General features: G+C 57.5%; 23 protein-coding genes. 22 read left to right on the forward strand and 1 reads right to left on the reverse strand.

Going from position 1 to position 26,913, the window contains the following annotated elements:
- The first annotated feature begins 88 nt into the window (after positions 1–88).
- The 18 genes from ACFPQ4_RS23210 to spoVM all read left to right on the forward strand — a co-directional run bounded on the left by ACFPQ4_RS23210 (position 89) and on the right by spoVM (position 21,088).
- Complete coding sequence (locus ACFPQ4_RS23210; protein WP_378114522.1) at positions 89–2,896, forward strand: calcium-translocating P-type ATPase, SERCA-type; 2,808 nt, start codon at positions 89–91, stop codon at positions 2,894–2,896.
- 142 nt (positions 2,897–3,038) lie between these two features.
- Positions 3,039–4,199, forward strand: coding sequence for a phosphoribosylglycinamide formyltransferase 2 (purT, locus tag ACFPQ4_RS23215; protein WP_378114300.1), 1,161 nt, complete (start codon positions 3,039–3,041; stop codon positions 4,197–4,199).
- 121 nt (positions 4,200–4,320) lie between these two features.
- Positions 4,321–5,151 carry a diaminopimelate epimerase gene (gene dapF / locus ACFPQ4_RS23220; protein ID WP_378114301.1) on the forward strand — a complete coding sequence of 277 codons (831 nt, stop codon included), beginning with the start codon at positions 4,321–4,323 and terminating at the stop codon, positions 5,149–5,151.
- 220 nt (positions 5,152–5,371) lie between these two features.
- Positions 5,372–7,246, forward strand: coding sequence for a bifunctional homocysteine S-methyltransferase/methylenetetrahydrofolate reductase (locus ACFPQ4_RS23225; protein WP_378114302.1), 1,875 nt, complete (start codon positions 5,372–5,374; stop codon positions 7,244–7,246).
- Between the two features lie 100 nt (positions 7,247–7,346).
- A complete protein-coding gene (gene remA, locus ACFPQ4_RS23230) occupies positions 7,347–7,607 on the forward strand; it encodes an extracellular matrix/biofilm regulator RemA (RefSeq protein WP_027084220.1) in 261 nt (86 codons plus the stop codon).
- 13 nt (positions 7,608–7,620) lie between these two features.
- Positions 7,621–8,247, forward strand: a complete 627-nt coding sequence (gene gmk / locus ACFPQ4_RS23235) for a guanylate kinase (RefSeq protein ID WP_378114303.1) — start codon at positions 7,621–7,623, stop codon at positions 8,245–8,247.
- Between the two features lie 15 nt (positions 8,248–8,262).
- The gene (rpoZ, locus tag ACFPQ4_RS23240; protein WP_027084222.1) at positions 8,263–8,460 is read left to right on the forward strand and encodes a DNA-directed RNA polymerase subunit omega; all 198 of its coding nucleotides are present in this window, start codon (positions 8,263–8,265) and stop codon (positions 8,458–8,460) included.
- Positions 8,461–8,539: 79 nt separating this feature from the next.
- Positions 8,540–9,772 carry a bifunctional phosphopantothenoylcysteine decarboxylase/phosphopantothenate--cysteine ligase CoaBC gene (gene coaBC, locus ACFPQ4_RS23245; protein ID WP_378114304.1) on the forward strand — a complete coding sequence of 411 codons (1,233 nt, stop codon included), beginning with the start codon at positions 8,540–8,542 and terminating at the stop codon, positions 9,770–9,772.
- On the forward strand, positions 9,769–12,246 hold the full coding sequence (gene priA / locus ACFPQ4_RS23250) for a primosomal protein N' (protein ID WP_378114305.1): 2,478 nt from the start codon (positions 9,769–9,771) through the stop codon (positions 12,244–12,246). The genes coaBC and priA overlap by 4 nt, the downstream gene beginning before the upstream one ends.
- A gap of 32 nt (positions 12,247–12,278) precedes the next feature.
- Complete coding sequence (gene def, locus ACFPQ4_RS23255; RefSeq protein ID WP_378114306.1) at positions 12,279–12,764, forward strand: peptide deformylase; 486 nt, start codon at positions 12,279–12,281, stop codon at positions 12,762–12,764.
- A gap of 1 nt (position 12,765) precedes the next feature.
- The gene (fmt, locus tag ACFPQ4_RS23260) at positions 12,766–13,719 is read left to right on the forward strand and encodes a methionyl-tRNA formyltransferase (protein WP_378114307.1); all 954 of its coding nucleotides are present in this window, start codon (positions 12,766–12,768) and stop codon (positions 13,717–13,719) included.
- A gap of 117 nt (positions 13,720–13,836) precedes the next feature.
- Complete coding sequence (gene rsmB / locus ACFPQ4_RS23265) at positions 13,837–15,228, forward strand: 16S rRNA (cytosine(967)-C(5))-methyltransferase RsmB (RefSeq protein WP_378114308.1); 1,392 nt, start codon at positions 13,837–13,839, stop codon at positions 15,226–15,228.
- Positions 15,229–15,376: 148 nt separating this feature from the next.
- Positions 15,377–16,441, forward strand: coding sequence for a dual-specificity RNA methyltransferase RlmN (gene rlmN / locus ACFPQ4_RS23270; protein WP_378114309.1), 1,065 nt, complete (start codon positions 15,377–15,379; stop codon positions 16,439–16,441).
- Positions 16,442–16,446: 5 nt separating this feature from the next.
- A complete protein-coding gene (locus ACFPQ4_RS23275; protein WP_378114310.1) occupies positions 16,447–17,214 on the forward strand; it encodes a Stp1/IreP family PP2C-type Ser/Thr phosphatase in 768 nt (255 codons plus the stop codon).
- Entirely contained in the window at positions 17,211–19,289 is a 2,079-nt protein-coding gene (gene pknB / locus ACFPQ4_RS23280; RefSeq protein WP_378114311.1) for a Stk1 family PASTA domain-containing Ser/Thr kinase, read from the forward strand. The genes ACFPQ4_RS23275 and pknB overlap by 4 nt, the downstream gene beginning before the upstream one ends.
- A 40-nt stretch (positions 19,290–19,329) precedes the next feature.
- Positions 19,330–20,229 carry a ribosome small subunit-dependent GTPase A gene (gene rsgA / locus ACFPQ4_RS23285; RefSeq protein ID WP_378114312.1) on the forward strand — a complete coding sequence of 300 codons (900 nt, stop codon included), beginning with the start codon at positions 19,330–19,332 and terminating at the stop codon, positions 20,227–20,229.
- 1 nt (position 20,230) lies between these two features.
- Positions 20,231–20,875: a ribulose-phosphate 3-epimerase gene (gene rpe, locus ACFPQ4_RS23290; protein ID WP_378114313.1), complete on the forward strand. Its 645-nt coding sequence runs from the start codon at positions 20,231–20,233 to the stop codon at positions 20,873–20,875.
- Between the two features lie 132 nt (positions 20,876–21,007).
- Complete coding sequence (gene spoVM / locus ACFPQ4_RS23295) at positions 21,008–21,088, forward strand: stage V sporulation protein SpoVM (RefSeq protein ID WP_041064529.1); 81 nt, start codon at positions 21,008–21,010, stop codon at positions 21,086–21,088.
- 162 nt (positions 21,089–21,250) lie between these two features.
- On the opposite strand, the gene rpmB is transcribed toward spoVM, so the two are convergent.
- Complete coding sequence (gene rpmB, locus ACFPQ4_RS23300; protein WP_378114314.1) at positions 21,251–21,439, reverse strand: 50S ribosomal protein L28; 189 nt, start codon at positions 21,437–21,439, stop codon at positions 21,251–21,253.
- Positions 21,440–21,641: 202 nt separating this feature from the next.
- Here rpmB and ACFPQ4_RS23305 point away from each other — a divergent pair, with 202 nt between their 5' ends.
- The 4 genes from ACFPQ4_RS23305 (at position 21,642) to recG (ending at position 26,887) form a co-directional block, all read left to right on the forward strand.
- Positions 21,642–22,001, forward strand: coding sequence for an Asp23/Gls24 family envelope stress response protein (locus ACFPQ4_RS23305; RefSeq protein WP_378114315.1), 360 nt, complete (start codon positions 21,642–21,644; stop codon positions 21,999–22,001).
- A 69-nt stretch (positions 22,002–22,070) separates the two neighbouring features.
- A complete protein-coding gene (locus ACFPQ4_RS23310; RefSeq protein ID WP_378114316.1) occupies positions 22,071–23,930 on the forward strand; it encodes a DAK2 domain-containing protein in 1,860 nt (619 codons plus the stop codon).
- Between the two features lie 30 nt (positions 23,931–23,960).
- The gene (locus tag ACFPQ4_RS23315; protein WP_378114317.1) at positions 23,961–24,812 is read left to right on the forward strand and encodes a DegV family protein; all 852 of its coding nucleotides are present in this window, start codon (positions 23,961–23,963) and stop codon (positions 24,810–24,812) included.
- A 23-nt stretch (positions 24,813–24,835) separates the two neighbouring features.
- The gene (gene recG, locus ACFPQ4_RS23320; protein ID WP_378114318.1) at positions 24,836–26,887 is read left to right on the forward strand and encodes an ATP-dependent DNA helicase RecG; all 2,052 of its coding nucleotides are present in this window, start codon (positions 24,836–24,838) and stop codon (positions 26,885–26,887) included.
- The last annotated feature ends 26 nt before the right edge of the window (positions 26,888–26,913 follow it).

The following is a 26,913-nucleotide window of genomic DNA, read 5'->3' on the forward strand; positions in this document are numbered from 1 at the left end:
GCCCAATCGTACAACCCCGTGATATTTCCCTGCTTGTCTGAATACATATAGGACGTAAATGCGGATAAGCGGGAGGGAGATGGCCGTCGTGGAAGGGAAGGCATGGCATCAGCTAAGCGAGGGGCAGCTGCAGGGGGCATTGAACACGGATTTCAAAAGCGGGTTGTCGGCGGAGGAGGCGGCGAAGCGGCTTGCGGATAACGGTCCGAACGAGCTTCAGGAGAAGCGCGGGGAGTCGCCGCTGAAGCTGCTATTCAATCAATTCAAAGATTTCATGGTGCTGGTGCTCGTCGGAGCGGTCGTCATCTCCGGATTGCTGGGCGAGATGCTGGACGCGCTCACGATTATAGCCATCATTCTCATTAACGGCATTCTCGGCTTCTATCAAGAGTTCCGCGCGGAACGGTCCTTGCGCGCATTGAAGGAGCTGTCCGCGCCGAACGCCAAAGTGCTGCGGGGGGGCTCGTATCAGCTTATTCCTGCTAAGCAGCTCGTTCCAGGGGATATCGTCATGCTGGAGAGCGGAGATCGCGTGCCGGCCGACGTGAGGTTCCTCGAATGCAATCAATGCTCGGTCGATGAAGCGGCGCTTACGGGCGAGTCCGTGCCGGTCGTCAAAGAGTCGGGCGTTATTAACGCGGAAGCGCCGCCGCTCGGCGACCGCAAAAATTGCGGCTACCTAGGCACGATGGTTACGCGCGGCACGGCCAAAGGCGTCGTCACCGTTACCGGGATGTCGACCGAGATGGGCAAAATCGCCGACCTCATCCAGATGACGGAGGAAGCGGACACCCCGCTGCAGCATCGTCTTGAACAGCTAGGCAAAATCCTCATCATCGTAGCGATCGCGCTTACCGTCGTCGTCGTGCTCGCGGGCGTGCTGCACGGACAGCCGATGTACGATATGTTCCTCGCGGGCGTCAGTCTCGCCGTGGCTGCCATCCCGGAAGGGTTGCCGGCGATCGTAACGATTGCGCTGGCGCTCGGCGTGCAGCGGATGATCAAACGGAGAGCGATCGTGCGCAAGCTGCCTTCCGTCGAGACGCTCGGCTGCGCGTCGGTTATTTGTTCGGACAAGACGGGTACGCTAACGCAAAATAAAATGACCGTTACGCAGCTCTGGTTAGGCGATCGCAAGATCGAGGTGACCGGGGAAGGCTACGAGCCTACGGGGCAATTGAAGGAAGCCGGCAAGTGGATCGACTCCAAAGGAGACGCCGCGCTGCGCCGGCTAACGCAGATCGCCGCGTTGTGCAACAACTCCGAAATAACCCGAGACGAGCAGTCCGACGAGTCTAAGAAGCACAAACCGGGAAAAGGAGCGATCGAGGACAAAGCCGAATGGCGGGTGAAGGGCGACCCGACGGAAGGCGCGCTTCTCGTGCTAGCCGCCAAAACCGGCTTGAACAAAGGCGCGCTGGAAAATCTGTACAAGCGCGAAAAAGAGTTTCCGTTCGATCCGGAGCGCAAGCGGATGTCGGTGCTCGTCGCGCACCAAGGCGGCAAGCTGATCTGCACGAAAGGCGCGCCGGACTTGCTCGTCCAGCGCTGCGCCTACGTGCTGTGGGGCGACCACGTCGTTCCGTTCACCGGCACGCTCAAGATTAAGGTAATGCAGGCGAACGAAGCAATGGCGCGGGATTCGCTACGCGTGCTCGGCCTCGCGTTCCGCGAAATCAAAAGCTATGACTCGTGCGACAACGACGAGCAAGCGGAAAACGGTCTTATTTTCGTCGGACTGACCGGCATGATGGATCCGCCACGCAAGGAAGTGAAGGAAGCGATCACGAAATGCCGTCATGCGGGCATTAAGACGGTCATGATTACGGGCGACCACGGTGTTACGGCGGAAGCGATCGCGAAGACGTTAGGCATTATCGGCAGAAACGGCCGAGTCGTTACCGGCACGGAACTGTCGACTATGGACGACGCAGAGCTCGAGCGGATCGCCGACGACGTGAACGTGTACGCGCGCGTATCGCCGGAACACAAGCTCCGCATCGTGCAGGCGTTGCAACGCCGCGGTCACGTCGTGGCGATGACCGGCGACGGTGTGAACGACGCTCCAGCCGTGAAGGCGGCCGACATCGGCATCGCGATGGGCATCACGGGGACGGACGTGACGAAGGAAGCTTCGGCTCTCGTGCTCGCGGACGACAACTTCTCGAGCATCGTCGCGGCGGTCGAAGAAGGGCGCGGCATCTACGAGAACATTCGCAAGTTCATCCGTTATTTGCTGGCGTCCAACGTCGGCGAAATCATGACGATGTTCTTGGCGATGATGGCGGGCTTTCCGTTGCCGCTCGTTCCGATTCAAATTTTGTGGGTCAACCTGGTAACCGACGGATTGCCGGCTATGGCGCTCGGAGTCGACCAGGCGGAAAGCGATCTGATGCAGCATAAGCCGCGTTCGGCCAAGGAAAATATTTTCGCGCGCCGGCTCGGTTGGAAAATCATTAGCCGCGGACTGTTGATCGGCTTCTGCACGCTCGGCGCGTTCGTCCTGGCGCTGCACGAAGGCGCGAGCAGACCCGACCAGCTCGTTCACGCCCAGACGGTCGCCTTCGCGACGCTCGTAATGGCTCAACTCATTCACGTGTTCGATTGCCGGAGCTCCCGCTCGATTTTCCACCGGAAGCTGTTGGAGAACAAGTTCCTCGTGCTGGCCGTGCTGTCTTCGCTCCTTCTCATGCTGGCGGTGCTCTATCTGGAGCCGCTGCAGCCCGTCTTCAAGACGGTGCCGCTAAACTTCCGCGATTGGGCGCTCATCATCGTGGCCGCAGGTATCCCGACGTTCGCGATGGGCATCGGCTCCGTGCTCGGCACGTCCAAGCCGAAAAACCGCAAAATCGCGTACAACGGAAGCAACACCGCTCCGCGTCAGGTCGCTCGATAATTGCACGCTTTCCATAGGAACACGAACGCCTTCCGACGGCTAATGCGCCGCAGGAAGGCGTTCTGCCGTTGCGACTAGTCCGAACCGATTGTTGGTGTATAATGGACGATGAACATCTTTACTTTCGGGAGGAATACGCTTCATGCACTTGACCAAAAAACTGCTTATGCTCGGCTCGGGAGAGCTCGGAAAAGAAGTTATCATCGAAGCCCAAAGGCTTGGCGTCGAGACGATCGCGGTCGATCGGTACGCGGATGCCCCCGCGATGCAAGTCGCGCACCGCAGCTACGTTATCGATATGTTGGATCGCGCCGCCGTCCGCGAGATCGTGGAGCGGGAGAAGCCGGACTTGATCGTGCCGGAGATCGAAGCGATCGCGACGGCGGAGCTCGTGAAGCTGGAGGAAGAAGGTTTTCGGGTTATTCCTACGGCTCGCGCCGCGCAGCTCACGATGGATCGCGAAGGTATCCGCCGTCTCGCGTCGGAGAAGCTCGGCTTGCCTACCGCGGACTATCGGTTCGCGGACGACTTCGAGTCGTTCGGACAAGCGGCGAGAGAGATGGGTTTCCCTTGTGTCGTAAAACCGCTGATGAGCTCGTCCGGCAAAGGGCAGAGCGTCTGCAAATCCGAAGACGATCTCGACCGCTGCTGGCAAATCGCCATGGAGGGCGGCCGCGTGCAACAGACGCGCGTCATCGTCGAGCAGTTCATCCGGTTCGAGTCGGAAATTACGCTGCTGACCGTCCGGTCTGTTAGCGGCACGGCGTTCTGCGCGCCGATCGGGCACATTCAGCAGGATGGCGATTATATCGAGTCCTGGCAACCGCACGAGATGAGCGAAGCGCAACTGGAAGAGGCGAAACGAATCGCGAAGGCGATCACCGACGAGTTAGGCGGAGCGGGAATTTTCGGCGTCGAGCTGTTCCTGGCGAAGGATCGCGTCTATTTCAGCGAAGTGTCGCCGCGTCCGCACGATACGGGCCTCGTTACTCTCGTAAGCCAAGATCTGTCCGAATTCGCATTGCACGCGCGGGCGATTCTCGGGTATCCGATTCCGGAGATCAACGTCGTATCCCCGGGCGCAAGCCGGCCGTTGAAGGCGACGTCCGAGCTGAAGGATTACCGGATCGACGGCGTGGAAGACGCGCTTGCCGTGCCTAAGACGCAAGTGCGCGTATTCGGAAAGCCGGTTACGAAGGTCGGTCGCCGCATGGCGGTTACGTTGACGGCTGCCGCAACCGTCGAGCAAGCACGCGTATTGGCGAAGGAAGCGCTGGACAAGCTGAGCATCCGCGGCGAGTAGCCTGCTTTAATAGCGTAAAAGTGCAAACAAACGGAGATTTGCTATATGCTCATGCCGTTCTTTTCCCGTTATGATGAGGGGAGAATACAAGCGGACTGGCGCTTACAGGAGGCAAATCGTTATGGAATTCACGAAAATGCACGGACTAGGCAACGACTTCATCGTCGTGGCGGGAGAGCAAGCGTTGCCTGCGGGCGTAGACGAACTCGCGATCAAGCTTTGCAACCGGTTTTTCGGCATCGGGGCCGACGGGTTAGTATATATTTTGCCATCGGAAGTCGCGGACTTTAAAATGCGCATCATCAACTCCGACGGCTCGGAGGCGGAACAGTGCGGCAACGCGATTCGCTGCGTCTCGAAGTACGTCTACGACAACGGCTTGACGACGAAAACGTCTTTGACGATCGAGACGCTCGGCGCCGGGGTACAGCCCGTTGAGCTTGAGCTCGCTGACGGCAAAGTCAGCCGCGTCACGGTCGATATGGGCCAGCCGATCTTGAACGGTCTCGACGTGCCGACGACGATCGACGCGAATCCGGTGCTGGGGCATACGGTAACGGTAGACGGACGCGACTTCAAGTTTACCGCGGTATCGATGGGCAATCCGCACTGCGTTATTTATGTCGACGACGCGGTAGGCTTCGATCTCGCCGCATGGGGACCGAAGCTTGAGAAGCACCCGCTGTTCCCGCGTAAAATCAACGTGGAATTCGCCACGGTGAACACGCGCGACCATGTAGACATGCGCGTATGGGAGCGCGGCGCGGGCCCGACGCTCGCGTGCGGAACGGGCGCTTGCGCGACGCTCGTCTCATCCGTGCTTAACGGACTTACGGGACGTAAGGCGACGATCTCTCTTGCCGGCGGCGACCTGCTTATTGACTGGAACGAGGAGAACAACCGCGTGTATATGACCGGTCCGGCGGCCTTCGTCTTTACCGGAACGATCTGAGCGGCTCCATGTAAACGATAAATCGCCCTCTAGTTGGCATAATGCCAGCTAGAGGGCGATTGTCATACGTTGAGGCAACGTGCGTTATGCGTAAAGAACGCTATGAATGCCTATGCGGACGGGTTTTTAACCTAAAGACATTCCGTAATGCGGTGTTCTAGAGCGTCAATCTGTGCTACATTTAATATACTTTACGTTAGGGATTGGATGGGGAAGCTTCATGAAACCGGATTTGCGCACTGCGCTAGCTATGCGGCCAATGGTCGGGGACGGCGCGATGGCAACTTACTTATATCAACTCGGCTTGCCCGTCGGGGTTTCGTTCGAAGAGTTCAACCTGCTCAAACCGGACGTCATCGCCGACGTGCATCGTCGTTACGCGGCTGCCGGCGCGGAAGTCATCGAGACGAATACTTATTCCGCCCAGCACAATAAATTAGCTAGATACGGTCTCGAGAAGAAGACGGAAGAAATCAACGCAGCGGGCGTTGCCATCGCGCGACGGGCGGTCTCCGAGGACGCGTACGTCGTCGGTTCGATCGGAGCCGTACGCGGGGGAGCCGGCAAAAACGTGCGCACCGCGATCGTGCGCAGGGATTTCGAAGAGCAGATCGGGGCGCTGCTCGCTTCAGGCGTCGACGGCTTGTTGCTAGAGACGTTCTTCGATCTAGAAGAATTGTCGATCGCGCTCGGAATCATCCGCAAACAAAGCGATATTAGCGTCATCTGCCAATTCGCGGTGGAAGACCCGTATAGAACGCACGACGGCATCCCGCTCGCCGACGCATTTCGCAGGCTAAAGGGAGAAGGCGCGGACGTAATCGGCTTCAACTGCCGCAGCGGCCCGAACGGCATCTTGCGCGCGGTCGAGACGTTGCCTTCCGATCTCGGCTTGCCGCTTAGCGTGTTCCCTAACGCGGGCATTCCTGACTACGTCGACGGCAAAGTTATTTATTCCGCTTCTCCCGAATATTTCGCGACTTCGGCCGTTCGCTTCGCCGATAGCGGCGTCAGATTAATCGGCGGCTGCTGCGGCACGACGCCCGAGCATATCGCGGCGATCGCCGGCGCGCTCAAAAATTACGTACCGGCCACGGAGAGATCCGCCCAACCCGTCAAGGTGGAAGCGGCCGAGCCGATTGCCGTGCAAGTCGCGGAAGTGACGAAGCCTCCGGTAACGCCTTCCGAGCCAAGCATCGTCGATCTCGTGCGCGAGCGGCATACGGTTATCGTAGAGCTGGATCCGCCGCGTGATCTCGACATCACGAAATTCATGGCGGGCGCGCAGGCGCTCAAAGATGCGCAAGCCGACGCGCTGACGATGGCGGACAATTCGCTAGCCGTTACGCGCATGAGCAATATGGCGCTTGCCGCGCTGATCAAAGAGCGCGTAGGCATTCGTCCTCTCGCGCACATCGCCTGCCGCGATCGCAACTTGATCGGCACGCAGTCGCACATGATGGGCTTCGACGCGCTCGGTATCGACCACGTGCTCGCCGTCACGGGCGACCCCGCCAAGTTCGGCGATTTGCCGGGCTCAAGCTCCGTATATGATCTTACTTCGTTCGAGATCATTAAGATGATCAAGCAGCTGAACGAAGGCATCGCCTTCTCCGGCAAACCGCTGAAGCAAAAGGCGAATTTCATCGTCGGCGCGGCGTTCAATCCGAACGTCAAATATTTGGACAAAGCGGTTCAACGCCTAGAACGCAAAATAGCGTCAGGCGCGGATTACATTATGACACAGCCCGTGTACGACGCGGAGCTGATCGAGCGGATCGCCGAAGCGACGAAGCATTTGAACGTGCCGATATTCATCGGCATTTTCCCGCTCGCCAGCGGCCGCAACGCGGAATATTTGCATAACGAAGTGCCGGGCATCCAGCTATCGGACGCCGTCCGCCAGCGCATGAGCGGGTTAGAGGGCGCGGAAGGGCGCGCCGAAGGGGTCAAAATCGCGCAAGAGTTGCTGGACGTGGCGATGGCTCATTTTAACGGAATCTATCTCATGACGCCGTTCCTCGCCTATGAAATGACGGTTGCGCTGACGAAGTACGTGAAGGATAATAGCAAAAATTACGCTCCGAGAGCTTAACGCGAGCGAGCTCCCCTTGTCCCGCCTATGGATTTGAAGTACAATAGAGTATTATATCGTTAGTTGACGAATGTGGTAATGACCGGAGGAATGTGTAGCCATGGCGATTAAGCTGATTAACATCGGATTTGGCAATATCGTATCTGCGAATCGGATTATTTCCATTGTCAGTCCGGAGTCGGCGCCGATCAAGCGGATTATTCAAGAAGCGCGCGACCGGCATATGCTCATCGACGCAACGTATGGCAGACGTACCCGCGCGGTTATCATTACCGATAGCGACCACGTAATCTTGTCGGCCGTCCAACCTGAGACGGTCGCTCACAGGTTGTCTACCAAAGACGACGAACATGACGAATGAATCGGGGAACACAATGAACAGAGGCTTGTTATTCGTTTTGTCGGGTCCGTCCGGCGTCGGCAAAGGAACGGTGTGCGCCTCGTTGCGCACGAAGATGCCCGAGCTGATCTATTCGGTATCCGCGACGACGCGTACCCCTCGCGAAGGCGAGAAGGACGGAGTCAACTATTTCTTCAAATCGCGCGAGCAGTTCCAAGACATGATCCAGGGCGACGCGTTGCTCGAATACGCCGAATACGTCGGCAATTACTACGGCACACCGCGCGATTTCGTAGAGAAGACGTTGTCCGAGGGGAAGGACATCATTCTCGAGATCGAAGTGCAAGGCGCGCTCAAAGTGAAAGAGAAGTTTCCGGATGGCGTTTTTATTTTCCTCATGCCTCCTTCGCTTAACGAGCTAGCTTCGAGGCTCGGCGGTCGCGGTACGGAGACGCAAGCGACGATCGATCACCGCCTCTCGGTCGCGAGAGACGAGATCAACTTGCTCTATCATTACGATTACGCCGTCGTCAACGATCAGATCGATTTGGCTTGCAAGCGGATCGACGCGATCATGACAGCGGAACATTGCAAGCGACAACGGTTCCTGCACGAGCTGTGCAACGAACTTGACGCGATATCGACTGCGGAGAACGTCTGAGAGAGGTGATGAAAGATGTTATATCCATCGATCGATGAATTGGTGAAGAAGGTAGACAGCAAGTACACGCTCGTCGTTGCGGCTTCCAAGCGCGCGCGCGGTCTGCGCGAAGGCGATCTGTGCGGCATTGGCGCTCCGAAATCGCACAAGCAAGTAGGAGTAGCGCTCGAAGAGATTTATCACGAAGCGATTAAAGTCGAGCATCTGAAATAAGCTAACTGATGAATGTGACATAACAACGAAAAGAACAACCCCAGCGGTTGTTTTTTTTCTAAGGAGAAGAGGGGAATCCATGGTCAAGTCGCTTGCGGGCAAAACGATCTTACTGGGCATCTCCGGCGGGATCGCCGCCTATAAAGCCGCGACCCTCTGCAGCCGTCTTGTCGGTCTCGGCGCATCCGTGCGGGTCATGATGACGGAAGGCGCGACGAAATTCATTACGCCGCTTACCTTGCAGACGCTTTCGCGGCATCCGGTCGCAACCGACGTGTTCGACGAACGCGACGCCGCGATCGTGCAGCATATCGATTGGGCGGATGCGGCGGATTTGGTCGTCGTCGCTCCCGCGACCGCCAACGTCCTATCGAAAATGGCGAACGGTTTGGCGGACGACATGCTCAGTACTACGCTGCTCGCCGTAACGGCGCCGGTTCTTGTCGCGCCCGCGATGAACGTACATATGTGGGAGCATCCCGCTGTCATAGATAACGTAAATAAGCTCGCTTCTCGCGGCGTCACCTTCGTGGAGCCCGGAACGGGCCAGTTGGCATGCGGATACGTCGGCAAAGGGCGGCTCGCGGAGCCGGACGAGATCGTGGACGCCATAGTGGAAATATTGGCGGGGCCTCGTCCGCTGGCGGGACGCCGGGTATTGATTACGGCCGGCGGAACGCTCGAGCGTATCGACCCTGTTAGATATATTACGAACGATTCCTCCGGCAAAATGGGATTCGCTTTCGCGGAGGTCGCCCGGGATTGGGGGGCGGACGTGACGCTCGTGTGCGGTAAGACGGATGGAACGCCACCTTCGGGGGTTCAGACGATACGCGTGGAATCGGCGGAACAGATGAAGGAAGTCGTCATGTCCCGCGTCCCGCAGATGGACATCGTCGTCAAAGCCGCGGCGGTAGCCGATTATCGGCCGCTTCACCGGGAAGAGCATAAGATCAAGAAAAAGGCAGAGACGTTGACGTTGTCGCTCGTCCGCAATCCGGATATTTTGCAGGCGATCGGCGAGTGGAAGCAGGCGTTGCCCGGCAAGCGCGCGCCGGTCGTTGTCGGCTTCGCGGCGGAGACGATGGAGCTGGAGCGCAACGCGCTGGACAAGCTTAATCGCAAGAAATGCGATCTGATCGTCGCGAATAACGTAGCCCAAGAGGGTGCGGGCTTCGGCACGGATACGAATATCGTTAGCGTGTACGGCGCGGACGGATTCGCGGAACATCTGCCGCAAATGTCCAAGAAGGCAGTGGCGCAGCGGGTGCTAGAGCTGGCGAAGTCTCGTCTGGCTCCGGAGGGCCTATGAAAGTAGCAAGAGTGATCGTTGACGTGCCTAGCCGGGATACGGACCGCACGTTCGATTATTCGATTCCGCCGCAGTTGGACGGCTGGGTCGAGATCGGCAGTCGCGTCGCAGTGCCGTTCGGCGGGCGCGCGCTGCAAGGAATCGTGACGGCGTTCGCAGCCGATGCCGAGGTCGAAGCGGCGAAGGTTAAGCCGATCGCCGAGCTGATGGACGCCATGCCGCCGCTATCCGCCGAGCTCGTGCAGCTGGGCGAATGGATCAGCAAGCGTTGGCTCTGTCCGTTAACGATCGCGTTGCAGGCGATGTTGCCGGCCGCGCTCAAAGGTAAAGCGGAGAAGTACGTGTTTCCGGCGATCGGCGCGCATTGGACCGAAGAAGAGACCGCCCGCAGCGGCGGTCTCTTGCTCGCTCTTGGGCGAGGAGAACCGCTTAAGCTGGCCTCGCTGTTGCAGCAATACCCGGACCAAGGGGAGCAGTTGAAGCTGTGGATGCGCCAAGGTCGGCTGGAGGAACGCCAGAGAGTAGAGAACCGGATGTCGGTCAAGACGATGCAGACGGTGTTCGCGCCGGACGCCGATAAGCTGCGCCAAGCGATGGCGGAGCTTCCGGCCCGCGCGCGCAAACAGCATGAAGTACTAGCGTATTTGGCAGACAATCCGGAGCCTATCGCGGTCGAGAGACTGGCGGAGGCGCTCGGGACGACTTCGTCCACGATACGCGCTTTGGCCGATCGCGGACTGATCGAGGTGCGCGCCGTAACGGAAGATCGCGATCCGTACGCGAACCGGCATTTTCCGCCTTCGGTGCCGATGACGCTGACACCGGCGCAGGCTGAAGCGATCGCGCCGATTATAGACGCGCTCGATAGCCGCGATCACAGGGCGTTCTTGCTGCACGGCGTGACGGGGAGCGGTAAAACCGAGCTGTATTTGCAATCGATCGATCGCTGCTTGTCCAGCGGACGCGAAGCGATCGTCCTCGTGCCCGAAATATCGCTGACGCCGCAAATGGTAGAGCGGTTTAAAAGCCGTTTCGGCGCGAAAGTCGCCGTCTTGCATAGCCGGTTATCGAACGGAGAGCGATATGACGAGTGGCGCAAAATCCGCGAGGGACGCGCCCAAGTAGCGGTCGGCGCGCGATCGGCGATTTTCGCCCCGTTCGAACGCATCGGCCTCATCGTCATCGACGAAGAACACGAAACTTCGTATAAGCAAGAGGAAAGTCCGAAGTACCACGCCCGCGACGTGGCAATCGAGCGTGCAAGACTTAATGGCGCCGTCGTTGTGCTAGGTTCGGCGACGCCGTCGCTCGAGACTTACGCCGCTTCCAAACGCGGCATAGAGATGGGCTACATCTCCTTGCCGCAACGCGTCGCGGATCGGCCGCTGCCGGGCGTACGGCTCGTCGACATGCGCGAAGAACTGAAGCTCGGGAACCGCGCGATGTTCAGCCGGGCGCTGCATGAGGCAATCGTCTCGCGGCTCGAGAAGAAAGAGCAAATGGTGCTGTTGCTCAACAGGCGCGGTTACGCGACGTTCGTCATGTGCCGCTCTTGCGGTTATACGGCGACTTGTCCGCACTGCGAAATTGCTCTCACCTACCACCGCGGCGCGCAAACGATGCGTTGCCACTATTGCGGTTACGCGGAAGTAGAGCCGAAGACGTGCCCGAGCTGCGAAAGTCCGCATATCCGTTACTTCGGCACGGGAACGCAAAAGGTCGAGGAATCGCTCGCGGAGACGTTCCCCGGCATCCGGGTCATCCGGATGGACGTCGATACGACGACGGAGAAGGGCTCCCATGAGCGATGGCTGACGGAATTCAAGGAACGCAAGGCCGACGTGCTCCTCGGCACCCAAATGGTAGCGAAAGGGCTAGACTTTCCTTACGTGACGTTAGTAGGCGTGCTGGCCGCGGACGCCGCGCTGCGGTTGCCGGATTTTCGGGCTTCCGAGCGAACGTTCCAGCTGCTTACGCAAGTAGCGGGACGCGCCGGACGGCACGAGCTGCCGGGCGAAGTCATCATTCAGACGTACGATCCGGAGCATCCGTCGATTACGTCCGTGCAAGGCCACCATTACGAAGGCTTCGTCCGACAGGAGCTGAAGCTTCGCCATGTATTCGGCTATCCGCCGTATGGACGGCTAATCGGCGTAACATTGTCGCACGAATCGGTGCCGATGCTGCTGTCCGCGGGACAAAGGCTGGCGACGCGCGTGCGCGAGCTTGCGACCGCCGAGCGGATCGGATCGGACTTCGCGGGCGGTAACGGGGACGCGCTGGAAATTCTCGGTCCGGTCGCATCGCCGATCGCGCGCCTGAAAGATCGCTACCGTTTTCAATGTATGGTAAAATATCGGGGAGACGTCGATGCAAGCCGGCTAGTCGCGCAAGCGTTGCGCGAGCTGGAGGAAGCCGTGAAGAAGAACGGTTTGATAGTAAGCGTAGACGTGGATCCCCAAATGATGCTTTAACAAGTCGTTGTTGAGAAAAGGAAGGATGCCTTATGTCGATCCGATTAATCGTGAAACACCCTGACGACGTGCTCCGTGAGCAAGCCAAGGAAGTAACGAAGTTCAACGCCAACCTGCATAAGCTGCTGGACGATATGGCCGACACGATGTACGATGCCGACGGCGTAGGATTAGCCGCGCCGCAGGTCGGAATATCCAAGCGCGTCATCGTCGTGGACGTAGGCGACGACAACGGGTTGATCGAGCTGGTGAATCCGGAATTCGTATCGATGGAAGGCGAACAGCTCGGACCCGAGGGCTGCCTAAGCATTCCGGGTCTTCAAGGAGACGTGCGACGGGCGAACCGCGTCGTTATCCGGGGATTCGACCGCAACGGCAAGCCGTTACAATACGAAGGCACGGAGCTGCTGTCCCGGGCGTTCCAGCACGAGGTCGACCACTTGAACGGCGTATTGTTCGTCGATCTGGCGGAATCGGTGTACGAAGCGCGCAGGGAACCGGAGCAGGATGGAGAATAGAATGAGAATATTGTTCATGGGGACGCCGCAATTCGCGGTCCCTTCTTTGGCTTTGCTGCTTGAACAAGGTTACGAGATCGCGGCCGTCGTCACACAGCCGGACAGACCGGTCGGACGCAAGCGCGAGCTGACGCCGCCGCCGGTAAAGGCGTATGCGCTCGAGCGCGGGCTCGAAGTGCTGCAACCGGAAAAACTGCGCTCGCCGGAAGGCGTCGCGGCGGTTGCTGCAATCGCGCCGGATTTGATCGTCACGGCCGCTTACGGTCAAATTTTGCCGAAGTCGGTACTCGATTTGCCGAAGTTCGGCTGTTTGAACGTTCACGGTTCGTTGCTGCCGAAATACCGGGGCGGCGCGCCGATCCAACGGTCAATCATCAATGGGGAGACCGTCACCGGCGTCACGCTCATGTATATGGCCGAAGGTCTCGATACCGGCGACATGATCGCGAGAGTCGAAGTGCCGATCGGCGACGACGATACGTCGGGTACGATGTTCGAGAAGCTTAGCGATGCAGGCTCGCGCTTGCTTGGCGAGTGGTTGCCGCGGATCGTCGCTGGCGAAGCTCCTCGCGTGCCGCAAAACCACGACGAATCGACATACGCGCCGAACTTGTCCCGCGAGGACGAGCGGCTCGATTGGAACGCGACATCGCGCGAGCTGTTCAACCGCGTGAGAGGGCTCAATCCGATGGCCGGGGGTTTCACGACGCTGGACGGCGAAGTGTTCAAGGTGTGGCGGTGCGAAGTGCCCGGCGCCGACGATCAGTCTCTTAAGCCGGCGTGGGCCGCAATGGCGCCTGGCTCGATATTGGAGACGGACGCGCGGGGCATTCGCGTGCGGACGGGCGACGGCAGCCTCGTGCTAGCCGAAGTTCAGCCCGCGGGCAAGAAGGCGCTCTCCGCGGCGGAATACGCGCGGGGCGCGCGGTTAGCTCCCGGAAAGCTGCTCGGGTAATCGAACCCGGGCTTTTTTGCGTAATAGGGCGGTATTATTGCATAACTCGGCCCGCATGGGGCAACTAGTAACTGTTAACGGAAGAAGACGATTCAAGATAGATAAGGATGCTAAACGATGAACAATGGATTTGGAAAAGGCGGCAAGCCGAAAGGTCCGCGGGATGTGGCCGTGCAGGTGCTGCTGAAGGTCGAATTGAACGAAGCGTTCAGCGGACTCGCGCTCAACCAAGCGCTTAACGCGGCGGAATTGTCCAGGCCGGACGCGGGATTGGCGACCGAGCTCGTCTACGGTACGATCCAACGGCTGAACACGATCGATTACGCGCTCAGCGGGCGGGTAAAAGGATGGCCGGCCAAAGTCGAGCCGTGGGTGCGCGTCTTGTTGCGGCTAAGCTACTATCAGCTTCGCTGGCTTTCGCGCGTTCCCGCGCACGCCGTCGTGGCGGAAGCGGTCAACATCGCCAAGCGCCGAGGTCATTCGGGCATAGCGGGGCTCGTCAACGGCGTCCTCCGCGGACTCATTCGCGACGGCATCGACGCGCCGCTACCGCAACAACTATCGGCGGTCAAACGTATTTCCCTTGAGCATAGCCATCCGGAGTGGCTCGTGGCGCGCTGGGTAAGCGCCTACGGCGAGCAGACGACCGAAGCGATGTGCGCGGCGAACAACGAGCCGCCGCACGCTTCCGCGCGCGTCAATCCGCTGCGGTCTAACCGCGAGGAGTTGCTTGCGGCAATGAACGAAGCCGGCATTTCGGCGAGACCTTCGCCGCTGTCGTCGCAAGGTATTATCGCGGATAAAGCGGGCAATCTCGTGCACGCCGACGGGTACAAAGAAGGCCGCTTCTCGATACAAGACGAGAGCTCGATGCTCGTAGCCAAAGTCGCGAACCCGAAGGCCGGAATGAGCGTGCTCGATTGCTGCGCTGCGCCTGGAGGCAAATCGACCCATCTCGCCGAGCTTCTTGGGGATAAGGGCAAAGTGCTCGCGAACGACGTTCATTTTCACAAAGAAGCGCTCATTCAACAGCAAGCGGCTCGGCTCGGTATCGCTTCCGTAGAGACGATGGTCGCGGACGCAATGGACTTGCCGGACCGGTTGCCGGAGAAGTCTTTCGATGTCGTGCTTCTCGATGCGCCGTGTTCGGGTCTAGGCGTCATTAGACGCAAACCGGAAATCAAGTGGAACAAGTCGCCCGATGATCTCGCAAGCTTGTCAGAGCTTCAGCATCGACTGCTTGACCGGATTCAATCGCTCGTAAAACCGGGCGGCACGCTAGTGTACAGTACGTGTACGATCGCGCCGGAGGAAAACGAGCAGACGATTAGCCGTTTTCTGCAGGACAATCCTTCGTTCGCTCTCGACCCGGACTGGCCGGAGGAAGTGCTCGCCCCGATCAAGACCGCGGGTTATCTCCCGGAGCCGTTTACCGGCGCCTTGCAACTGCTGCCGCACATGTTCGGCAGCGACGGCTTTTTCATCGCGAGAATGCGAAGATCCGATTAACGCGGCTGCGCAACGAATGGGCGGCAACCGCGTCCAATGTGATGACGATCGATAATTCCGCCGGCGCCTCGATCCAAGCTCGTATTACGCGCAAGGTTTATGAGGGTAGGGCGTTTATGGTAAAATAGAAAGAACGGTGGTGACTGAATTGGATAATAATGAACAAAACAAACCTTTTATTTATGATTTTTCCTTGGAGCAAATCCAAGATTGGATTAAGGAGTCGGGCGAACCCGCCTTCCGCGCAGGGCAAATCTATGACTGGCTTTACGTGAAGCGGGTAACTTCCTTCGAAGAAATGAGCAACTTGCCGAAGTCGCTTCGCGATAAGCTGGCGGACAACTTCCGGTTCGTGATGATGAAAGAGATCGCCAAATTCGAGTCCAAGGACGGCACGGTCAAATTTTTGTTCGAGCTGCACGACAAACACGCGATCGAGACCGTAATCATGAAACACAACTACGGGAACAGCGTTTGCGTAACGACGCAGGTCGGCTGCCGGATCGGCTGCACGTTTTGCGCGTCCACGCTCGGCGGTTTGAAACGAAGCTTGACGGCGGGCGAAATCATCGCGCAAGTGGTGGAGTCGCAACGGATGCTTGATCCGATTAACGAACGTGTATCGAGCATCGTCATCATGGGCATCGGCGAGCCGTTCGAGAACTATGACGCGACGATGACGTTCCTTAGAACGATGATTCACCCTAAGGGGCTGAACATAGGCGCGCGACACATTACGGTATCGACGAGCGGCATTGTGCCGAGCATGCTGAAGTTCGCGGACGAGAATACGCAAATCAACTTGGCGATTTCGATCCACGCGCCGAACGACGCGCTCCGCTCGAAGCTCATGCCGGTCAACCGGCGGTTCCCGTTCGTCGACGTGATGAACGCCTGCAAATACTACATCGAGAAAACAGGGCGCCGCATTACGTTCGAATACGCGCTCATCGGCGGCGTGAACGACCGTCCCGAGCACGCGGAGGAGCTTGGCAACGTGCTTCAAGGCATGCTTTGTCACGTCAATCTAATTCCGGTTAACTACGTGCCGGAAAGGGATTACGTCCGGACGCCTAGGGACGATATATTCGAATTCCAACGGGTTCTCCAGAAGAAGAACGTGAACGTAACGATTCGAAGAGAGCAGGGTCACGACATCGCTGCCGCTTGCGGCCAGCTACGGGCGAAGCACATGGAGAAGACGACGGGGTGATCGATGTGAGGACGGCTTTACGGAGTCATGTGGGGAAAGTGCGGCAAGTCAACGAAGATCAAGCATGGAGCGGATTGTTGGGCGACGGACTGACGGCCGCGATCGTAGCGGACGGTATGGGCGGCCATCGCGCCGGGGACGTGGCGAGCGGACTGGCGGTCGACAGTCTGGTCGCGTCGCTTCAAGCCTGGAAACCGGACGAGCCGAACGCGGATAAAACCGAATTGCTTCGCGAATGGATTCGCAAAGCGAACGAAGTCGTGTTTGAAACGGCATCCTTGAACGAACAATACCACAACATGGGCACGACGGTCGTCCTTGCGTTAATCGAAGGCAACAACGGATGGATCGGTCATATCGGCGATAGCCGAGCCTACCGCTTCAGGGACGGCAGTCTGTCGCAGTTGACGGACGACCATACGCTCGTCAACGAGTTGACGAAGTCCGGTCAGCTGAGCCCGGAGGAAGCGGCTCATCATCCGCGCCGCAACGTATTGACGCGGGCGCTCGGAACGGACCGCGACGTCGAGGTCGACGTGCAAGCGATCGACTGGCGTTCCGGAGACCGATTGATCCTGTGCAGCGATGGCTTAAGCGGATTAGTCGAACAGCAAAAGTTGCTTGAAGCGCTCGAAGAACGGAACGCGAATCTCGAGACGCAAGCCGAGAAATTGATCTCGCTTGCGCTCGACGCGGGCGGAGACGACAACGTGACGGTCGTCTTGGTCGCAGATGATGGCGCCGATGGCGCCACGGGAGGGGTAACAGCATGATCGGACATACGCTAAGCGGACGTTACGAACTGCTGGCTCGTGTCGGTGGCGGCGGCATGGCCCTCGTATACAAAGCCCGGGACTTATTATTAAATCGTTTCGTCGCGGTCAAAGTACTGCGTCAGCAATTCACGCACGACGACGAATTCGTCAAACGCTTCCGCCGTGAAGCGCAGGCGGCCGCGTCATTGTCGCATCCGAACATCGTCAGCATTTACGACGTCGGTCAAGTCGAAGATACGTACTACATCGTCATGGAATATATCGACGGGGCTAACCTGAACGAAATCATTCGCGAACGGGCACCGTTGCAGGCGGACGAAGCCGTAAGAATCGCCGCCCAAATCTGCGATGCGCTAGAGCACGCCCATCATAACCAGATTATCCATCGTGATATTAAGCCGCACAATATTTTGATCGGCAATAACGGCCGCGTGAAGGTGACGGACTTCGGCATTGCTCGCGCTGTTACGTCTTCGACCATTACGCAAACCGGCTCTGTCGTCGGCTCGGTCCACTATTTCTCGCCCGAACACGCCAAAGGCGTGACGACGGGAGAGAAATCGGACTTGTACTCGCTCGGCATCGTCATGTACCAGATGCTGACGGGAAGATTGCCTTTCCTCGGGGAAAGTCCGATCAGCGTCGCGCTTAAGCACTTGCAGGAACCGTTCGAGGAGCCGCGCAAGGTGAATCCTTACATCCCGCAAAGCGTGGAAAACATTATTCTCAAGGCAATGCGCAAAAATCCGCAGGAGCGCTACCAATCGGCCGCTGCGATGCATAAGGATCTCGAGACTTGCCTGCAGCCTACGCGCATGCACGAGCCGATCGTTCGTTTCACAAGCGACGACGAAGCCGAGTCGGAGAAGACGAGAGTCATTCCGGCCATTCGCCCGGACATGCGCCAGACGCTAGAGGTGCCGGTTCCGGCAGCAACGGCCGGAGAATCCGACGTGCGTTGGAATTCGGAAGGTTTAACCGAGCGCAAGCGCGCTTGGATACTGCCGACCGTACTCGGTGTGCTGGCTGCCATATTGATCGCCGTGCTGATCTGGGCGATCAACGCGCTCGGCGATATCGTCAGTTCACCGGACGTTAAAGTACCAGACGTTGTCGGCCAGACGGAGCAAGTCGCCCGCGACCTGATCGAAGGCGCCGGCTTAGTCGTCGATCCGGTCGTGCTCGAGGAATCGAGCAAAGAGGTCAACGAGGGCATCGTTGTCAAGCAGACGAAGCAAGGCGGTACGGTCGCCAAGGGCGCCGTCATTCAAATAACCGTCAGTATAGGCGAACAGCTTCCGTCCATGCCGGATTTGACGGGCAAGCCGTTCGAGGCCGCCAAGCAGACGCTGATCGGCATGGGCGTAGACGCCGACAACGTACTCCCGTCGGAAGTGTTCGACGAGAGCGAGCCTGGCACCGTCCTTCGTTCCAATCCGAAGCCGAACGAAGAGTTCGATCCGGCGGAGACGACGGTTACGCTTACGATCAGCAAAGGCCGCGAAGCGTTCGACATGCCGAACTTGATCGGCAAGACGGAAGGCGAAGCCAAAGCGTTGATCGAGAAAAACAACCTGAAGCTGCCGGAAGAAAAAATTACGAGATCGCCTAGCTACACACCGAAAGGCACCGTGTTCAAGCAGTTCCCTGCCGAACAGAACGAGAAAGTGACGGAGGGTACGGAGGTTGCGATCTGGATCAGTACCGGCTATCCGTCCGACGCTCGTGAGGAGCCGATGTCCGTAACTGTGACCCCTGCAGAAGAAGGCGTGGAGAGCTCGATCAAGATCGTCTATTCCGACGCCAGAGGCGATAAGATCGAATTGCCGGAACGCAAAATCACACAAACGACGCAAATTCCGGTGACTCTCATTCTCGCGCCGGGCAAAGACGGTCAAATTTCGATTTATCGCGACGGGCAATTTTTGCAGCAGCAAGTATTCCCTTACGCGGATATCCCGGCATCAGGCAACGGAGACGCGGAGCAACCGCCTGCCGATCAGCAACCGGCGGATCCGGGAGCCGGCGACGGCGCCGATCCGGTCGACGCGCAGCAGGAGACCACAGAATGAGACACCACATCGAATCGCGAGTTGAAGGAGACGTAACCGAATGCCCGAAGGCTTAATAACGAAAGCGCTGAGCGGTTACTATTACGTGCGCGACGGGGATCAACTCGTACAATGCAGGGGACGCGGCATTTTAAAAAATAGAGGACAGTCGCCGCTAGTCGGCGATCGCGTCGTCTATAGCATGACGGATAACGGAGAAGGCTCGGTGGAACAGATCCTGCCCCGGGACTCGGAATTGATCCGTCCGCAAATCGCTAATGCGGATCTCGCCGTGCTCGTCTTCTCCGTCATCCGTCCGGAGCTAAGCTTGACGCTGCTCGACAAGTTCCTCGTTCATACGGAGCACGCGCGGATGGATGCTTTGCTCGTGTTCACGAAGATGGATAGAATTCCGGAAGGCGAGGAGGGAGCGCGCATCCGCGGGGACGTGGAATCCGCGCGCGACCTGTACGCTTCGCTCGGATACGAGGTGCTGTTGACGAGCGCGCACGAGGGCGAAGGGATCGACGCGCTGCGCGAAGCGCTAGCCGGACATATTAACGTCTTCGCCGGTCAATCGGGCGTCGGCAAGTCTTCGCTGCTTAACGCGCTCATTCCGGGTTTGACCCTCGAGACGAACGAAATCAGCGTCAAGCTAGGCCGGGGCAAGCATACGACGAGGCACGTCGAGCTCGTCGCCTTGCCGAGCGGCGGTTATTTGGCGGATACGCCCGGGTTTAGCCAGTTGGACTTCGCGGAGCTCGGCATCGATCAGATCGGATCTTGCTTCCGAGAGTTCAGGGCGCTATCGTCCGGTTGCAAATTCCGCGGCTGCACGCATATCCACGAGCCTTCCTGCGCCGTTCTTGAAGCTAAGGAACGGGGCGAGATCGCCGGTAGCAGATACAACAACTACATGAATTTCATGACGGAGTGGAAAGAGACAAGACGGAGGTACTAAAATGACGATTATAGCCCCATCGATTTTGGCTTCGGATTTCTCGAAGCTAGGGGAGGAACTGCGTTCGATCGACGAGGCGGGAGCGGATTGGGTACACATCGACATTATGGACAACCATTTCGTGCCAAACTTGACGTTCGGACCGCCGATCGTATCGATGATTCGCGCAAGCACGAAGCTGATGTTCGACGTTCATCTCATGGTGGAAAAACCGGAGACGTTATTCCTGGCGCTCAAAGCCGCGGGAGCGGACCGGGTGACCGTTCATCCTGAGGCATGCGTCCACTTGGATCGCACGCTTACGCAAATCGGCGAACTAGGCATAAAAGCCGGCGTCGCGCTTAATCCGCATACGCCCTTGTCCGTACTGGAGTACGTGCTCGACAAAGTCGATTTGGTGCTCATTATGACGATCAACCCGGGTTTCGGCGGCCAGTCCTTCATGCCGTCCATGCTGCCGAAGCTGCGCCAGCTTCGCGAAATGCTCAAGCGTCACGGTAGAGACGATGTATACGTTCAAGTCGACGGCGGAATTAACCGCGAGACGGCCGCGCTGGTCAAGGAAGCGGGAGCCGACTCTCTCGTCGCGGGCACTTATATTTTCAATCATCCGAACCGCCGAGAAGCGATCGCGTCCCTGCGGTAATTCGGCAAGTATAGTCCAACCTTCCGCGTTTGCCTGGAATAGGACAAATCGCTCTCCGCATAGATTGAACCAATAGCTGCGTTGGAACCGTGACGCCGGTAAGGGTTCAGCCTGCTGAGGAGGGATGGGAAGATGAAATTTTACACCATCAAGCTGCCGAAATTTCTAGGTGGCTTCGTCAAAGCAATTCTGAACACGTTTCACAAAAACTGACGGAGCACGGAACGGTCCGGCCACAACAAAGAAACCGTCAGATGCGTCTGACGGTTTTTGTTCATGCTCGGCACGTATAGGTTGATTAAAAACGAAATACCGCCCTCCCACAGGATGGCGGTACTCGTCTATACATGTGGGTAGCGAGCTACCCTTATTCCCTTATACGCGGGTAACCAGTCCGGACTTCAAAGCGCGAGCGCTAACGAATACACGCTTCGGCTTGCCGTTCACCAGAATGCGCACTTTTTGTACGTTAACCCCATAAGTACGGCGAGTAGTGTTATTCGCGTGAGACTTGTTGTTGCCTGTACCTGGCTTTTTCCCTGTAATATAACATTTACGAGCCATTAAAATACACCTCCCTGCCACGTCCATACAAACACTACACTATAATAGCATAGGGACAATGGCGTTGCAATGCTTAATAGGAGAGCCGATCGGGCTTTTATGCGGAGAAGCTCGATTTACGGAGAAAACGGCTTCATTCCGCCGATTTTTTATAGTACAATGAAGTATGGTCCATAATACAGGCATAAAGGAGTGAATTTCCATGCCTATGCAGCTGGCCTCGGAAAACGGAAAAATAGACGTAGCGGATCAAGTGATAGCCGTCATTGCGGGTTCGGCGGCACTGGATTGTTACGGGCTTGTCGGAATGTCTTCGCGTAAAAGCTTGAAGGATGGCATCGCGGAGTTGCTCGGCAGGGAAAACTTGTCCCGTGGCGTTGAAGTTCGCCACGAAGGCGAACACGTGCATCTTGATCTGTATGTCATCGTAAGCTATGGTACGAAGATTTCCGAAGTTGCCCACAACATTCAATCGAAGGTGAAGTACGTGCTGGAGGAAGTCGTGGGACTGAAAGTCGATTTCGTGAACATTAACGTTCAAGGCGTCCGTGTGATGCGCTAAGAAGACCGAAGGCAGCGCCTCATCTAGGCGGCTGCTTTCGATCGCAGAGACAGGAAGGGGAACTCATCATTGAGCAAGCGCTATTTGAACGGAACTGAATGGGCGGCAATGGTCGTTGCGGGGGCTGAGAAGCTATCGCAAGGCGCCGAACGCGTGAATGCCCTGAATGTATTTCCCGTGCCGGACGGCGATACGGGAACGAATATGAATTTAACGATGTCGGCCGGAGTGGCCGAATTAACGAATAAACCTTCCGAGGAAGTCGGCAAGGCTGCCGAAGTATTGTCCAAAGGACTGCTCATGGGCGCGCGCGGCAATTCAGGCGTTATTCTGTCCCAGTTGTTCCGCGGATTTTCCCGAGCAGTCGCCGGCGGGCGCGACCTGAATGTCCCATTGTTCGCCAACGCTTTGCAGCAAGGAGTTGACACCGCTTACAAGGCGGTCGTCAAACCGGTCGAAGGAACGATACTGACCGTCGCAAGAGAAGCGGCCCGCCACGGCTTGCTCGCTTCCCGTCGCACGTCGGACATCGTGGAATGGATGGGCGAGGTCCATGCGAAGTCGCTCGAGACGCTTGCGCGTACACAAGAAATGCTACCGATTCTTAAGCAAGTAGGGGTCGTCGATTCCGGCGGACAAGGATTGGTCTATATATATGAAGGTTTCCTAGAATACCTGCGCTCCGGCGCAACGTCGTCTTCGGCGTACGAGCCGATTTCCGCGCCAGCCGCGAATCCGGTCTCTACAGTAACTCCTCTTCAAGTTGCGAGGGCAGCAACGTCGGTAGCGGCGAACGCTTCCGCGCAAGCAAAGATCACGACGGAAAGCATCGCTTTCCCTTACGATATGGAATTTTTCATTCAACGGTTCTCGATTTCGACGCCATTCCCCGAGCGCGCGTTCCGTCAAACGCTTGAAAGAGACGGAGATTCCATCATCCTTATCGAAGACGATCATATCGTGAAAGTGCACGTTCACTCCCGTCGTCCGGGCGATGTCCTTAACGCCGCGTTGACTTACGGAGAAATCACTCACATTCACATTTTGAATATGCAGGAGCAGCATCGCGATCTGTTGCAACCGAAAGCCGAGGAGCCGACCTATAATCCGCCGGTTTCCACAAGCTCGAAGTCGTCCGGTCCGGTTGCTGCGGTCGTTAAATCGAGTGCAACCGCGCCAGTAGTCGATTATTCGTTGCCGGGCGTAGTGAATTTACCTTCCGTGACCGCGTCGCCTGAAAGCGATCCGAATCCGGACGCGCACGAGATGGCTGCTTATGGCGTCGTTGTCGTCAGCGTCGGGGAAGGCAACGCGGAGCTGTTCAGAAGCTTAGGCGTAGATATCGTCCTCTCCGGCGGACAGAGCATGAATCCGAGCACGGAAGATTTACTCGGCGCGATTACGTCGCTTACCGCGCACCACGTCTACGTGCTGACGAACAATCCGAATATCATTATGGCAGCCAAGCAAGCGGCGGAGCTCGCGGACAGACCGGTTACGGTACTGCCTACCCGCACGATTCCGCAAGGTCTTGCGGCGATGCTCGCTTTCCAAGAGAACGACGCGGAGACCGCGAATACGACGCGAATGACGAAAGCTTCCGAACGCGTCGTAACCGGCCAAGTGACGCAAGCGGTTCGCGACACGGTCATGGACGGCATCGAGATCAAAGACGGCCATTATATCGGTATTAAGGACAAGACAATCGTCGTATCCGCGGCCTCGATGGAGGATGCATGCCGGAAGTTGGCTTCCGATATGCTGACCTCGGATAGCGATATGATAACGGTACTTACGGGAGACGGCGCGGATCAAGAAGCAACGGATCGTCTGTCCGATTGGCTGACGCAGCAATATCCCGACGTAGAAGTCGAAGTTCACGAAGGCGGACAGCCGCTCTATCCGTACTTGTTCGCCGTCGAAAGATAGTCTATATCCTTGCGAATGGAGGACGAGCACATGGCAACGGTTGCCTTAGTAACGGACAGCACCTCTGACATTCCTCTTGAGGTGCGCGAACAGTTAGACATTGCTATGGTGCCTCTGAAAGTCATCATTGGAGGAGAAACGTTCCTCGATAACATCGAGCTTACGCCAAGGCAATTTTACGAGAAGCTGACTTCCTCGTCCGAGCTCGCCAAAACTTCACAGCCGTCTCCGTCGGACTTCTTCGATACGTTCAAGAAGCTGACGGATCAAGGGCGGCCTGTTATCTACGTTGCGCTGGCTTCGGTACTGAGCGGCACTTATCAATCCGCGTTAATCGCCAAGTCGATGCTCGACGACGATGCCGACGTTACGATCATCGATTCGAGAACCGCTTCCTACGGTTACGGCATGCTCGTCGTCGCTGCTGCCAAGATGGCGCAGTCCGGAGTTGGTAAAGAACAGATCGTATGCGAGATCCTTCGCATGAGGGAGGAAATGCGGCTTTATTTCCTCGTGGATACGCTCGAATATTTGCAAAAGGGCGGCCGGGTCGGCAAAGCTTCGGCAGTCATCGGCACGTTATTGAACATTAAGCCGATCTTATCTATCGATAACGAAGGATACGTCTACCCGTTCGAGAAAGTAAGAGGGCAGAAGCGGGCGTTCGGACGCATCGCCGAGCTGCTGGAAGAGGATTTCGGAAGCGATCCGATCAACTTGACGATCGCCAAGACGCCCGGCTTCGAAGCCGGCGTCGCCGAATTGACCGAGCTGCTCAAAGGCCGACTCAACGTCGCGCAATTTTTGGAAACCGAGATCGGGCCGGTCGTGGGTACGCACGCGGGTCCCGGCACGCTCGGACTATTCATAATCCGGGCATGAAGTAACGTAAAGAGGTTGGTCTTATGTCATCTTCCTTGTTCACGACTCCCATCGTTAAACTTCAAGGCGTGAGCTCCAAGAAAGCGGAGGAGCTTCACGCCTTAGGTATTTCATCGGTCGGAGGGCTTATCGAGCATTACCCTTTCAGATATGAGGATTATAGAATCCGCGAGCTTTCCGAAGTAAAAGACGGGGAGAAAATCACCGTTCAGGGGACGATCGCGGCTATGCCTTCGTTGCAACGGTACGGAGGCAAATCGCGTCTCATCTGCAGAATTACGGTCGATGGGATGCTTCTTACGGCCGTTTGGTTCAATCGCGCGTTTTTGCAGGAACAACTGACTCCGGGACGCGATATTATCGTGTCAGGGAAGTGGGAGCAACGGCGCCGGCATATTACTGTGGCGGACTCCGAATTCCCGGATCGCGGAGCTTCTAAGTCGGGCACCCTTCAGCCGGTCTATTCGATCGGCGGCACGATAACGCAAGCTTACATACGTAAGGCGATCGACAAGGCGCTTACGCAATTCGGAGCGCTCATTCCCGAAATTCTCCCTGCGGAAATCGTGTCCAAGCACGGCCTCATTCCGCGCAGAGAAGCGATTATGCGCATCCATCGGCCGGAAAATTCGCACGAAGGACAAGAAGCGCGCCGTCGCATGGTGTACGAGGAGCTCTTTTTGTTCCAGCTTAAGCTGCAAGCGTATCGGGCGACCCACCATAAACAACAAGTAGGCATCGTCCATCCGGTCAATAACGACGACATCCGAGGTTTCGTCGGTACGCTTCCGTTCTCGCTTACGGACTCGCAAAAGCAAGTGATCAACGAAATCTTGCACGATATGAAGCAACCGTTCATGATGAACCGTCTGTTGCAGGGTGACGTCGGCGCGGGCAAGACGGTCGTTGCCGCGGTCGCGCTCTTTGCGACGGTAAAGGCAGGTCATCAAGGGGCGCTTATGGTCCCGACGGAAATATTGGCAGAGCAGCATGCGCGTTCGCTAGGTAAGATGTTCGAGCCGTTAGGTATCACGGTCGGCCTGCTGACCGGAAGCATGACCGACCGCAAGCGCAGGGATATTCTCGCGTCGCTGCAGATGGGATTGCTCGATATTCTCGTCGGTACGCATGCGCTCATCCAGGAGGACGTCTATTTCCGGAGTCTCGGTCTCGTCGTTACGGACGAGCAGCACCGATTCGGCGTTAATCAGCGCAGCATTCTAAGGCGCAAGGGAATGAGTCCCGACGTGCTGACGATGACGGCAACACCGATTCCGCGTACGCTCGCGATAACGGTGTTCGGGGATATGGACGTCTCGACGCTGCGGGAACGACCGCGGGGCCGCTTGCCGATTCGGACGTTCTGGGTCAAGCACGAGATGATGGATCGCGTGCTCGGTTTCATTCGCAAAGAGGCGGAAGCCGGACGACAGACGTTTTTCATCTGTCCGCTCATCGAAGAATCGGAGAAACTCGACGTACAAAACGCGATCGATCTGCACATGCAATTGCACCAATCGCTTCCGGAGTTGTCCGTCGGTTTACTGCACGGACGTATGTCGGCTGCGGAGAAGGAGCAGACGATGGGGGCTTTCGCCGCAGGGGCTACGAACGTTCTCGTGTCCACGACCGTCATCGAGGTCGGCGTCGACGTGCCGAACGCGACGCTTATGATCATCATGGACGCCGACCGGTTCGGATTGTCCCAGCTTCACCAGCTCCGCGGTCGCGTAGGCAGGGGCGCGCATCAATCGTATTGCATCCTGATCGCCGATCCGAAATCGGAAAACGGGCAAGAACGGATGAAAGCGATGACCGATACGGACGACGGCTTCGAAATTTCCCGGCGCGACCTGGAGTTGCGCGGTCCCGGCGAATTTTTCGGTACGAAACAGAGCGGGATGCCGGAGTTCCGGCTCGCCAACTTGCTGAACGATTTCGCGGTACTCGAGCAAGCGCGCGAAGATGCGGCAGAGCTCACCGCCACCGAATCGTTCTGGAGCGCTCAATCGTACCAGCCGCTTAGAGACTATTTGCAGCGCGAGGCCGGAGAACAGTCCGAGCCTTTAGATTAACGATTTCCGTCCGCTCTTCGCGGACG

Source organism: Cohnella yongneupensis, from assembly GCF_042655785.1.
GTDB lineage: Bacteria > Bacillota > Bacilli > Paenibacillales > Paenibacillaceae > Cohnella > Cohnella yongneupensis.